Source organism: Massiliimicrobium timonense (genome assembly GCF_002160865.1).
In the GTDB taxonomy this organism is placed as follows: domain Bacteria; phylum Bacillota_I; class Bacilli_A; order Erysipelotrichales; family Coprobacillaceae; genus Allocoprobacillus.
In genome coordinates this window covers 98,598-111,197 of sequence record NZ_NFLJ01000003.1, presented here as the reverse complement: position 1 = coordinate 111,197, position 12,600 = coordinate 98,598, and the positions used below count along the sequence as shown (strand labels likewise).

Sequence of the window (12,600 nt, the reverse complement as noted above, 5' to 3'; positions counted from 1 at the left end):
GCTAAACATATTATACACAAATCATTGCTTATAGTAAACACTATATAATATTTCTAACCTCTCTATTATTTATATACGCAAAAATATTTCATTTTTCTTTTTTTATTTTCAATTTTATATAAAAAACCCACTTTTTTCTAAGTAGGCTTTTAAGTTTCTATAGTTTTTCATAAATTCCAGCATTTTGACAATATATGACAATGGACAATCCATAACATAATATGAAAAAGATACTAATAACTCCAACACTCAAAATATTTGTCATTAATAAATCTGTCTGCATCATATTAGCAAGAGCATGAACTGAAAAATATGATGATACACTCATAATTAAAAATGGAACGACATAAATAAATAATAATTCTTTTTGAATACCTTTCTTTAATGTCTTTTGACTGATTCCAATCTTCTTTAAAACTCGATAACGTTCTTTTTCTTCAAATGCATCATTATAAAGTTTCATAAAAATGATACTGCCACTTGCAAAAATAAACACCATAAACATAAAGATACAAACAGGATATAACATTTTTATCCATTGAATAGAATCATTCTCTGTATCCATCTTAATCATTCCCACATAATCCGGCTGATTTTGTATGTCCTGTAAAGATGCATTAACCATTTTAGGATTATCAATTTTATAATTATATACATATAATGATGTTCCTATAGATTTTAAATCTTCAAATTCTTCATCACTCACACAATAAAACGATACTTGTTCTTGAAGATAACCTAAATAAGGAACTTGTGTATTTGCAACGGTTTGATAAGTTTTATGATTCAAAACAACATCTTCTAATCGACCATCTGTTAATAATGTCATTAAATATTGATGTTGTAAATCTATAACTTGATTATCTTGAAGTTGAGGTAAATCAAATTCCTGCTTAGAATCCTTAGCTAATTGTTTTAATTGTGAATAAGGAATCACAACATAACTGTTATCTTCATATTTTTCATTTACCAATGAAGGATCTATTTGTACAATTTCAATATGAGATTGATACTCTATATCATTATGTTTTTCTATTTCTCCAGCAAATTCATTTTGCAAATGATCTTTTTGGCTAAATATCTGATAAGTGTATATGTTTTCAAAATCATGAATTGTCTGATAACGATCATACATAGCGACTCCAGTTGCTAGAGCAGTGACAGAGCAAATCATCAAAACTGTTACAATAGCATAAGTTCGATAATTTTTCTTCATACGATAAATCATTTGATTCATCCATAATGTTCTTTGATATCTATAAAGAAAAGTTTTATGTGAAGCTAAACTTTGATAAGTTAAAGGAACAAAGCCACCAAATAACAAATAAACACCAACTATCACAAGAACCACAGCTAATAATGAATTAGACATGGTTTCCATACCACCCTTTTTAATAGCAAAATAATATCCTAAAACAAGAATAATTATTCCTAATAGTGCTTTTAAAAAGAGAATAATTTTATTTTGTTTAATGTATTCATTTTGACGATTAGCACTGACCATATCTAAGACACTGCTTCGCATTAAATTCACATATCCTTTGAATACAAAAATGAAATAAACAATCAAATAAAGAATACAACTCCATAAAACAGCTGATAAAGACACTTGAAATGTTAATTGGACTTCTATATCTGAAATTGTTATTAAAATCATTGTAAACAATTGTGAAACCAAAATTCCAAATCCTATTCCCATAATCAAAGAAACCAAACCAATCATTAATGTTTCTAACATATATAGTTTCCCAATTCTTTGATTAGTGAGTCCCATAAAAATATAGATTCCTATTTCCTTTTTACGCTTTGTCAAAAAAACATTTGTTGCATACCAAACAAAGAAAAACATAAAACAAGATAAAACAATAAGAACACACTGAATAACAATCTTTAAATTACGACTATTCATTTGACCTAATGACTCCATAATGGGTGAAGCCATAAGATTAAAAAAATTAAATATAATCAAAACAGTGAAAGCGAGTGAAGCAATTAAAGAAATATAATTTTTAAGACTTGCTTTAAAATTAATAAAAGACAATTTGACAAGGCTCATGCAAAATCACTTCCCATAGCAATCTGTGTATCAATAATACGATCATACAATTCTTTTCGACTATCTCCTCTTGTTAAACGACATTTCATCATGCCATCACTTAAAATATACACATCTTTTGCATAAGAAGCACTGAAAGGATCATGTGTAACCATGAGGATCGTTGCTTTTCCTTCATCATTAATCATTTTTAAACGTTCTAATAAATCACGACTAGAACGTGAATCTAAAGCTCCCGTAGGTTCATCTGCAAATAGTATTTCTGGTTCACTAATTAAAGCTCGACAAGTTGCTCCTCTTTGTTTTTGTCCACCTGACAGTTGATAAGGATATTTTTTTAAATGCTCTTTTAAACCAAAGATAGAAGCTAAGTTTTCACTTTTCGCTATACAAACTTGAGATGAAACACCATTGAGGGATAATGGTAAAGCAATGTTATCTTGTAAAGTCATTGTATCTAATAAATTATAGTCTTGAAAAATAAATCCTATCTTATCCCTTCTTAGTTTTGATAATTCTTTATTTTTCATTTTTGTTATATCTTTACCATCTAATAAAACCATTCCCTGTGTAGGTTTATCAATCGTTGATAAAATATTCAGTAAAGTCGTTTTTCCACTTCCACTAGGTCCCATAATTGCAATAAAATCATTTTGATAAATCGTTAAATCAATTCCTTTTAATACTCTTGTCTGAAATCCTCTTGTCCCATAATTTTTCACAAGACCTTTGATTTCTACAATCTTTTTTCTATCCATAAATTATTCCTCCTAACACCTTCATTGTAAAATAGAACCTCTTTGAAATCCTTACATTTCCCTCACAATAACCTAGCTTATCTTACATTGATTGAAAGGTTAGCGATAAAAATAATCTCTTTGATCTTGAAAAGATATTTTTACTTTTGTGTATCTTTGATACTCACTTTCTACCTCGATTTGATGTCCTAACTGAGATATCATTTTTTTCACCATATATAATCCCATTCCTGTCGATTTATATTGCCCATTATGATGATTCATACCTGTATAGCCTTTATCAAAAATTCTTGGTAAATCCTGTGTTTGAATACCTTCACCATTATCCTCAATCCATAAATCAATATCTTTTTCCTGTTGTTGTATCCATACTTTTAAACAAGGACTTTCTTTGGCATATTTAATAGCATTACTCATAATCTGATCTAATATATAAACTAACCATGTTTGATCACTATAAACTTGAACATCTTCCACTTGTACATTGATCTCAAAATGCTTTTTGATAAAGAAAAAGCGATTGTTTTTTAATGATTGGTAGACACAATCTCTTAAAGAAACAGGCTTCATATTGATATCATATAATTGACTTTGAATTCTTGTAATGATTAAAACTTGATTGAGATATTGATTCATTTTTTCTAATTGTTCCTGCATATCTTCTTTTTGTTGAAAATGAGAATTTTTTTGATTCATTAATAAACTGGCAGATAGCGGAATCTTCATTTCATGACACCATTTTGCAATATAATCTTGAAGATCATAATTTGCCTGATATTGTGTATTGAGTTGTTCTTGAAGTATTGCGATATCATGATAAGCAATATCAATATTTTCATAGCGATCAAACTGTGAAGCAATGATTTCTTTTGAGTTAAGATATTCTTTCTTTTTATCTTGAAGATGTATTTCTTTGAAAAAATCTATAAGTAAAAACATTGTAATTAAAATAATAATGACTACATCTAAATAAATAAGGTATTGTATATTAGCATGTGGTATTAAGTATATAAAATAAAGATTATATGATAATATGATGAAAATAATGATCAGTAGGTAGACATAATATTTTTGAATATATTTCATGGAATATAATAGCCCTTTCCTTTTTTTGTATAAATCATATCTTGTTGGCATGTTTCTTTGAGTTTTGTTCTTAAACGTGATATAAGCACAGTAAGTGAATTATCAGATATAAATTCATCCGTATTCCATAATGTTTCCATAAGTTCTTGTCTTGAAACAACATTTCCTTTTGATTCTAATAACAAACATACAATTTGACTTTCAGATTTTGTTAGAGGTATTTCTTTTTCATAATAAAAGAAGCTGCCTTTCATTTTATCAAAATATATATTTTCATTAATACGCATCTGATCTTTCACTTTATATTGATACGTTCGTCTAAGAATGGCTTCTATTTTTGCTTTTAAAAGTTCTAAATGAAATGGTTTATCAACATAATCATCTCCACCCTGTAAGATGGCTCTGATTTTATCATGATCATCATTTCGACTGCTGATAAAAATAATAGGGACTTCTGATATATTTCTGATTTGGGTACACCAATAAAACCCATCATAATAAGGCAAATTAATATCCATTAAGATTAAGTGTGGCTTATAATTCATAAAATCTTGCATAATATTCTCAAAATGTGTTGCTGTAACTGCTTGATAACCCCATCTTATCAAAAAATCTTTGATTTCACGTGCAAGTATATCATCATCTTCAACAATCATTATATGTATTGGATTCATCAAATCACCTCTCATCTTAAAACTATTATATCGTTTTCTTATCACTATAAAAAGAAAAAAGCATAATATTACAAAACTGTAACATTATGCTTAAAATTGACCTATTTAAGAAAGCAAATTTTGCTTATAACCATTTTAATACATCTTCTTCATTATGTATTTCTAAAATATGTATTCCTATTGTATCAAGACTTTCTTCACTACTTTTTTCTAACTTGATTTCCAGCTCTGGTGTAAGCTTCCCTAAGATTTTCTTTAATTGTAGCAGGATTAAACCTAACTTCCCTTGTTGTTTTCCTTTTTCCATACCTGATTTCTCTGCATCTTTCCAGAATGAATACATTTCCACTGTTCCTCCATCTCCTTTCATTTTTTCCAGTATGTCTTCTCTCCCTGTCAATGTTGCCAGTACTCTGGCTACCGCTTTTGTAATAATCATCTTCTTCAAGCCTTCTTCATCTTTTCTCCATATTGTCTTTAATCCACTGATGACCTTTTTGTTATCTTCATTTTTCAGCAGGTTTTCATCCATCTCCTTCATGTCTACAACCCTCATCTTCCAGTCATTCTGTTTTCTCTTGATTTCCTCTGGTCCTTTGACTCTTTCCAGCAATGATGTCACGGCATTCCATTTCCCTTCGCCATGAAATAATACGACGCTCATCACTGGCATCAGCATATGATTCTTGAATCGCTTGTCCTGCATGTTGTAGACCAGTGCATCATAAAGCAGTGTTCTTGATGCCATTGTAAAGTCAACACTGCTTTGAGCTTCAAGAATCAAGATAGCTTGAAAATCCTTTCTTTCCCACATCATGATGACATCATGAGTGCGTTCCTTAGATAGAAAGTCACCAATAAATATCTCTCTGGAATCAAGAGGGTGAAGGTCACAGGGATGGATAATAGCATAACCATCAAAGAAAAGAGCATTCATGAAGTCAGCAAAACGGATAGGGTATGAGAAGAAATCCTTCAACACATGATCTTTTTTCATCAATGAATCCCTCCTATAGAGGAGAGGCTAAACTTATTATACACAAATCATTGCTTATAGTAAACACTATATAATATTTCTAACCTCTCTATTATTTATATACGCAAAAATATTTCATTTTTCTTTTTTTATTTTCAATTTTATACAAAATCTTCTATAAATAAAAAAAGCCGTTAAAAAACAGCTTTATCTATTCCCTATTGTTGCAACCATAACAGCCTTTATAGTATGCATTCTGTTTTCTGCTTCATCAAAAACAACAGATTGTGAAGATCTGAAAACTTCATCCTCCACTTCTCTAATATCAATACCTTCATCATATTTTATCTTTGCCACTTCTGTTTCAAAATCATGAAAAGAAGGTAAACAATGCATAAAAAGCGTTGTTTCTTTTCCAGTTTTTTTCATCATTTGGGTTGTGACTTTATAAGGTGATAACATTTCAACTCTTGGTTTATACAAAGCTTCATCTTCACCCATACTTACCCAAATATCTGTATAAATCACATCTGCATCTTTAACCGCATCATCAATATTATCTAAAATTTCTATTTTTCCACCTGATTTTTTTGCTTCCTGTTGGCAATAGGCAAAAACCTCTGGATCAACCTGTAAATCTTTTGGTCCTAAGCATACAAAATGCATTCCCATCTTAGCTGCACCATACATTAAACCATAACAGACATTATTACGAATATCCCCTGTAAAAACAAATTTCACTTTGTTTAAAGGTATATGAAGATGTTCTTCTATTGTCATAAAATCAGCAAGTGTCTGGGTTGGATGATCAACATCTGTTAAGCCATTCCATACTGGAACCCCTGAATATTTTGCTAAATCTTCAACAGTTTTTTGGGCAAAGCCTCTAAATTCAATACCATCATACATTCTTCCTAAAACTTTCGCTGTATCCTCTAAAGATTCTTTTTTCCCCATTTGTGAGTTACTCAAGAATGTCACATGGCCTCCTTCATCTAAAGCAGCCACTTCAAATGCACAACGTGTACGTGTAGATGTTTTTTCAAACAGCAAAACAATGTTCTTTCCTTTTAAAGATTCACCAATTTTCCCCTCTTTTTTTTCTTTTTTTAATTGATGTGCTAAATCCAATAAATAACGAATTTCTTCTTGAGAATAATCTTTCAAAGTTAAAAAACTTCTATTCTTTAAATTAACCATATAATCCTCCTATCTTGTAAACATTGTTCCAATTCCATCTTTTGATAACATTTCAATCAAAATAGAATGAGGAATACGTCCATCAATAATCACTGCTTTTTTAACGTTTTCACGAATAGCTCGAACACAACATTCTATTTTAGGAATCATTCCTCCACCAATAATTCCTTTGTCTGTTAATCCTTTCACTTCATAAACATGAACTAAAGGAATTAGTGTTGATTCATCTTCTTTATCCATCAATAATCCCGGTATATCACTTACTAGAATCATATTTTCAGCTTGAACTTGAGCAGCAATCTCAGCAGCAGCTGTATCAGCATTAATATTATAAGTATGACCTTCTTCATCTAAACCTACACTTGAAACAACAGGAATATACCCTTTATCCAATAAGTCCATGATAATATGGGCATTGATTTTTACAATATCTCCTACATAACCTAAATCATCTTCACATTCATGTTTTTTCGCAACGATTAACTGGTTATCAATACCACTGATTCCAACTGCATTTCCACCTTTTTGCATAATCAACTTCACAAGATCCTTATTTGTTTTTCCAGCTAAAACCATTTGAACAACATCCATCGTTTCTTCATCAGTATATCGTAAACCATGAATAAACTGAGATTCCTTATTCATTTTCTTTAAAGTTTGATTAATCTCAGGTCCACCACCATGTACTAAAATAACTTTAATCCCAATTTCAGACAATAAAACAACATCTTGAATCACATTCATTTTCAATTCTTCATTAATCATAGCATTTCCACCATATTTAATCACAACAATCTTATCATGATATTTTTGAATATATGGTAAAGCCTGAGATAAAATTTCTGCTTTGACAATTGCATTTTGATTCATAATTATTCCCCTTTATGTGCGATAATCTCCATTGATTTTGACATAATCATAAGTCAAGTCACATCCCCATGCAACAGCTTCAAACTCACCATCATGCAAATCAACAATCACTTCTATTTCATCTTCACTTAAGATCTGAGCAGCTTTTTCCTCACTAAAAGGATAGCCACCACCATTTTCACAAACACGAATTTTCCCCTTAATACTTTTTAAATCGACATCAATTTTCTGAATATCATATTGTGCTGGACTATAACCAATAGCACATAAGATACGACCCCAATTCGCATCTTGACCAAACATAGCCGCCTTGAATAATGAACTTGTAATAACAGATTTTGCTACAACTTTTGCATCTTTTAATGTCTGTCCATGCAAAACTGTACATGTTAATAGCTTTGTTGCTCCTTCGCCATCTTTCGCAATCGCTTTAGATAATTTTGTACAAATATACATGAATGCTTCTTTAAAAACATAATAATTTTCATCTTTTTGTGTAATCTCTTGATTTTGAGCCAATCCATTACACATCAATGTTAACATATCATTTGTTGATGTATCACCATCAACACTCACCATATTAAATGTATCATCAACAACTTCATGAATGACTTCATTTAACATCTCTTTATTAATCGCAACATCGCTTGTCACAAAAGCTAACATTGTTGCCATATTGGGATGAATCATCCCACTTCCCTTAGCGATTGCTCCAATGTGACAAATTTTATCACCAATTTTCAACTCAACCGCATATTCTTTTTTGACAGTATCTGTTGTCATGATTCCTTCACAGGCATCACTGCTTCCTTGTGTAGATAGAGATTGAACCAATTGTTCCATATAATTTTCAAATGGTTCAATACTTAAAGGTTGTCCAATCACACCTGTGGAAGCAACCACAATATCATCGCTATCAATGCCTAATGCCTGTCCACATAATTGACAAATTTTATCAGCAATCTCCTTACCATTAGGATTACATGTATTGGCATTACCACTATTACAAATAATAGCTTTGGCTTCAAGATTCTTTAAATGCTGTTGTGTGACATAGATGGGTGCCCCTTTCACCTTGTTTTGAGTATATGTACTCGCACAATGGCACATAACATCACTGACAATTAAAGACAAATCTTTTTTACTTTTATTTTTTCTAATACCACAATGGATTCCAGAGGCTTGAAATCCTAGAGGGGCACACACCCCTCCATCAATATCTTTAAACATATATTTTCCCCCTTAAAATGATGCTGGTATCATCATCAAACCCTCTTTTTCATCTAAATCATACATCAAATTCATATTTTGAATAGCCTGTCCAGCTGCACCTTTTACCATATTATCAATAGTTGATACAATAATAAGTTGATGATATCTTGCATCATAGTGTAAAGATATATCACAGAAATTAGAATATTGTACAAATTTTAAATCAGCCACTTTTCCTGTTGGTAAGACTCTTACAAAATATTCATCTTGATAAGTTTTTTGATAAATATCATAAACAGCTTCCCATGATACAGAGTCCTTTAAAGATACATATATGGTAGAAATAATTCCACGATTGACTGGCAATAAATGTGGTGTAAATACAACTTCTATATTCTGATGAGCCATCTTTGAAAGTTCTTGTTCAATTTCAGGAGTATGACGATGACTTGCGATTTTGTAAGGATGAAAAGATTCATTACATTTTGGAAAATGCGTGTCTTCCGTTAACGATTTCCCTGCTCCTGTTGTTCCAGACTTCGAATCAATAATAATCTTTTCATCTTTTTGTATATGATGTTTTAAAAGCGGATAAAGTCCTAAAGTAATAGAAGTTGGATAACATCCCGGATTTCCAATAATTGTTGCTTTCTTAATTTGTTCTCGATTGACTTCACTTAAACCATAAACCTGTTTTTCATGAAGATCTGGATATTGATAATCATGAAGATACCATTGTTGATAATCTTTTTCATGATCCAAGCGAAAATCTGCACCTAAATCAATAAATTTTTTTCCTTTTTCATCACAAACTTTCGCATATTTTTCACTTAGCCCATGAGGAAGGGAAGCAAAAATCATCTCTGCATTTTCCAATACTTCCTGATCATTTGTCAACATCATATCAAATCTTCCATAAAAAGATGGATATAAATCAGAAATCATCTTTCCTTCATAACTTTGTGAACTTATCGCAATAATATTTACATCTTTATGACCTAATAGTAATCGATACAGCTCAGCTCCAGCATACCCACTGGCACCTATAATTCCTACTTTTATCATTTCAATGCCTCCAATTTCTTGACCATTCTTTCAATTGCTTTTTGACAAGTTACTGGTGCTGGACCACCTTCCACTTTTCTATTTTCAATACAAGTCAAAAGTGATATAGCCTGATAAATATCTTCATCAAAAACTTCATCAAAAGACTGATAAACATTTAACGGAAGTGTTTCAAGCACTTCATCATGATCAATACAATAAGCAACGAGTTGTCCTGTTGTTTTATAAGCTTCTCTAAAAGCTCTACCCTTTTTCACAAGATAATCAGCACAATCTGTCGCATTGATAAATCCTTTGGCAGCACATTCTTTCATACGTTCAACATTCACTTTCATTGTCTTGATCATATCTGTAAATACAGGTAAACACATTTTCACTTGATCAATACTATCAAATAATGTTTCTTTATCTTCCTGCATATCCTTATTATAAGCCAAAGGTAATCCTTTCATCATCGTTAAAAGTGTTGAAACATGATTGATGACTCTGGCACTTTTTCCTCTGACAAGTTCAGCAATATCTGGATTTTTCTTTTGTGGCATGATGCTTGACCCTGTTGCATAAGCATCATCTAATTCAATATATTTAAATTCCCACGAACACCATAGAATGATTTCTTCACTCAAACGTGAAAGATGCATCATAATCATAGCTAAATCATTGGCTAATTCTATCGCATAATCTCTATCACTGACACCATCGAGTGAATTATACATAATATCATCCATACCTAATTCTTGAGCGACAAACATTCTATCAATAGGATATGTTGTTGTGGCTAATGCCCCACTTCCTAGTGGTGATACATTCATACGTTTCAAACAATCTTCTAATCTTGTATAATCACGATAAAACATTTCCACATAAGCCATCAAATGATGAGCAAAAGTGATAGGTTGTGCTCTTTGTAAATGCGTATAACCACACATAATTGTATGGGTATGATCCTTGGCCTTTTCAATCATCACTTTCATCAGCTCTATCAACATATTTTTAATGTCATTCATCTCATCACGCGTATATAATCTTAAATCTAAAGCTACCTGATCATTACGTGATCTGGCTGTATGCAACTTTTTCCCACTGACTGGATAACGCTTTGTCAGCTCTGCTTCTATAAACATATGAATATCTTCAGCTTCAGGATCAAACAATAGTTTTCCTTCTTCAATTTCTTGAAGAATATCATTCAATCCCTGTAAGATTTCATCTAAATCCTGTCTTGAAATAATCCCCTGTTTTGCCAGCATTTTTGCATGGGCCTGACTTCCCATAATATCATGTTTATACATTCTTGCATCAAATGATATAGATGAATTAAAAGCATTCACATCTGCATTAATCTCTTTTTTAAATCTACCAGCCCATAATGCCATATTTTCAACCCCTATTTCTTTCTTTGTTGATCTAATAAAGCTTTTACCTTAATAGGTAAACCATATAAATTAATGAATCCTTGAGAATCCATTTGATTATAATCTTCATCCTCTCCAAATGAAGCTGTCTGTTCACTATATAAAGTATCTGGTGAAGTCATTCCTGCTCCAATAATATTTCCTTTATATAATTTTAATTTCACTTCTCCATTGACAGTCTTTTGTGTTTCATCAATAAAAGCCAATAATGCTTTTGTAAGTGGTGTATACCATTGACCATTATATAAAATATCTGCTAGTTTTTGAGATACTTGATATTTAAAATGTTGTGTTTCTTTATCAATTGTGATTTCTTCTAAATCAGCATGAGCTTTATAAAGAATTGTTCCTCCCGGTGTTTCATAGACACCTCTTGACTTCATACCAACCAATCTATTTTCAACCATATCAATGATACCAATACCATTTTCCCCACCAATTTTATTTAAAGCAGTAATTAAATCAATACCATTCATCTTTTCACCATTTAAAGCAACAGGTACTCCTTTTTCAAAAGTTAAAGTAATATATGTTGGCTTATCTGGTGCTTTTTCTGGTGTGACACCTAATTCAAGAATCTTATCATACATTGGTTCATTTGCAGGATTTTCTAAATCCAATCCTTCATGTGATAAATGCCATAAGTTTTTATCCTTAGAATAATTTGTTTCTTTATTGATTTTTAAAGGAATATTTCTCGCTTGGGCATACTCAATTTCATCTTCTCTACTCTTTAATTCCCATACTCTCCATGGTGCAATAATATCTAATTCAGGTGCAAAAGCTTTAATTGTCAGTTCAAATCTGACCTGATCATTTCCTTTACCTGTACAACCATGACAAATGGCATCTGCCCCTTCTTTTTTTGCAATCTCTACTAATTTTTTCGCAATGATTGGTCTTGCTAGAGAAGTTCCTAAAAGATATTTTCCTTCATAAACAGCATTCGCTTTAATCGCTGGAAAAATAAAATCATTCACAAACTCTTCCTTGCAATCAGCACAATAATATTTAGAAGCTCCGGTCGCTAAAGCTTTTTCTTCTAATCCATCAAGTTCATCTCCTTGACCAACATCCCCAGCTACGGCAATAACTTCACAACCATAATTTTCTTTTAACCATGCAATAATAATTGATGTATCCAATCCTCCTGAATACGCTAATACGACTTTTTTATATTGTTTCTTTTCCATCTTTCATTTTCCTCCATTATTTCTATATTATTCAATTGATTATTTATACATTGAACTCGCCGCAATTTCATCACCCTCTCTAAAACAAAAAACCT

The 12,600-nt window shown here is 31.2% G+C and carries 11 protein-coding genes; all 11 read right to left on the bottom strand.

The features are described from left to right. Window positions 1-157 precede the first annotated feature (157 nt). Window positions 158-2,056: an ABC transporter permease gene (locus B5E75_RS01825; RefSeq protein WP_087357088.1), complete on the bottom strand. Its 1,899-nt coding sequence runs from the start codon at window positions 2,054-2,056 to the stop codon at window positions 158-160. Then, window positions 2,053-2,814: an ABC transporter ATP-binding protein gene (locus tag B5E75_RS01820; RefSeq protein ID WP_087357087.1), complete on the bottom strand. Its 762-nt coding sequence runs from the start codon at window positions 2,812-2,814 to the stop codon at window positions 2,053-2,055. Before B5E75_RS01820 ends, B5E75_RS01825 begins: the two co-directional genes overlap by 4 nt. Window positions 2,815-2,913: 99 nt before the next feature. After that, window positions 2,914-3,900: a sensor histidine kinase gene (locus tag B5E75_RS01815; RefSeq protein WP_162607615.1), complete on the bottom strand. Its 987-nt coding sequence runs from the start codon at window positions 3,898-3,900 to the stop codon at window positions 2,914-2,916. Further along, window positions 3,897-4,574 (bottom strand): response regulator transcription factor, encoded by a 678-nt coding sequence (locus tag B5E75_RS01810; protein WP_205091087.1) that lies wholly within the window; start codon window positions 4,572-4,574, stop codon window positions 3,897-3,899. Before B5E75_RS01810 ends, B5E75_RS01815 begins: the two co-directional genes overlap by 4 nt. Window positions 4,575-4,698: 124 nt before the next feature. Then, a complete protein-coding gene (locus B5E75_RS01805) occupies window positions 4,699-5,571 on the bottom strand; it encodes an Rpn family recombination-promoting nuclease/putative transposase (protein ID WP_087357085.1) in 873 nt (290 codons plus the stop codon). Window positions 5,572-5,757: 186 nt separating this feature from the next. Beyond that, entirely contained in the window at window positions 5,758-6,750 is a 993-nt protein-coding gene (gene argF / locus B5E75_RS01800; protein WP_087357084.1) for an ornithine carbamoyltransferase, read from the bottom strand. A 9-nt stretch (window positions 6,751-6,759) separates the two neighbouring features. Beyond that, the gene (gene argB / locus B5E75_RS01795; RefSeq protein ID WP_087357083.1) at window positions 6,760-7,620 is read right to left on the bottom strand and encodes an acetylglutamate kinase; all 861 of its coding nucleotides are present in this window, start codon (window positions 7,618-7,620) and stop codon (window positions 6,760-6,762) included. Window positions 7,621-7,632: 12 nt separating this feature from the next. Next, on the bottom strand, window positions 7,633-8,850 hold the full coding sequence (argJ, locus tag B5E75_RS01790) for a bifunctional glutamate N-acetyltransferase/amino-acid acetyltransferase ArgJ (protein WP_087357082.1): 1,218 nt from the start codon (window positions 8,848-8,850) through the stop codon (window positions 7,633-7,635). A gap of 12 nt (window positions 8,851-8,862) precedes the next feature. Next, on the bottom strand, window positions 8,863-9,897 hold the full coding sequence (gene argC, locus B5E75_RS01785; protein WP_087357081.1) for an N-acetyl-gamma-glutamyl-phosphate reductase: 1,035 nt from the start codon (window positions 9,895-9,897) through the stop codon (window positions 8,863-8,865). Further along, on the bottom strand, window positions 9,894-11,273 hold the full coding sequence (gene argH / locus B5E75_RS01780; RefSeq protein ID WP_087357080.1) for an argininosuccinate lyase: 1,380 nt from the start codon (window positions 11,271-11,273) through the stop codon (window positions 9,894-9,896). Before argH ends, argC begins: the two co-directional genes overlap by 4 nt. A gap of 11 nt (window positions 11,274-11,284) precedes the next feature. Continuing rightward, complete coding sequence (locus B5E75_RS01775; protein WP_087357079.1) at window positions 11,285-12,505, bottom strand: argininosuccinate synthase; 1,221 nt, start codon at window positions 12,503-12,505, stop codon at window positions 11,285-11,287. Window positions 12,506-12,600 lie beyond the last annotated feature (95 nt).

Bases quoted from the DNA above. Each gene is read 5' to 3' on its own strand.
- argJ (WP_087357082.1), bottom strand. From the start codon at position 8,850: ATGTTTAAAGATATTGATGGAGGGGTGTGTGCCCCTCTAGGATTTCAA.
- argH (WP_087357080.1), bottom strand. From the start codon at position 11,273: ATGGCATTATGGGCTGGTAGATTTAAAAAAGAGATTAATGCAGATGTG.
- B5E75_RS01815 (WP_162607615.1), bottom strand. From the start codon at position 3,900: ATGAAATATATTCAAAAATATTATGTCTACCTACTGATCATTATTTTC.
- B5E75_RS01810 (WP_205091087.1), bottom strand. From the start codon at position 4,574: ATGAATCCAATACATATAATGATTGTTGAAGATGATGATATACTTGCA.
- B5E75_RS01820 (WP_087357087.1), bottom strand. From the start codon at position 2,814: ATGGATAGAAAAAAGATTGTAGAAATCAAAGGTCTTGTGAAAAATTAT.
- B5E75_RS01775 (WP_087357079.1), bottom strand. From the start codon at position 12,505: ATGGAAAAGAAACAATATAAAAAAGTCGTATTAGCGTATTCAGGAGGA.
- argF (WP_087357084.1), bottom strand. From the start codon at position 6,750: ATGGTTAATTTAAAGAATAGAAGTTTTTTAACTTTGAAAGATTATTCT.
- B5E75_RS01825 (WP_087357088.1), bottom strand. From the start codon at position 2,056: ATGAGCCTTGTCAAATTGTCTTTTATTAATTTTAAAGCAAGTCTTAAA.
- argB (WP_087357083.1), bottom strand. From the start codon at position 7,620: ATGAATCAAAATGCAATTGTCAAAGCAGAAATTTTATCTCAGGCTTTA.
- B5E75_RS01805 (WP_087357085.1), bottom strand. From the start codon at position 5,571: ATGAAAAAAGATCATGTGTTGAAGGATTTCTTCTCATACCCTATCCGT.
- argC (WP_087357081.1), bottom strand. From the start codon at position 9,897: ATGATAAAAGTAGGAATTATAGGTGCCAGTGGGTATGCTGGAGCTGAG.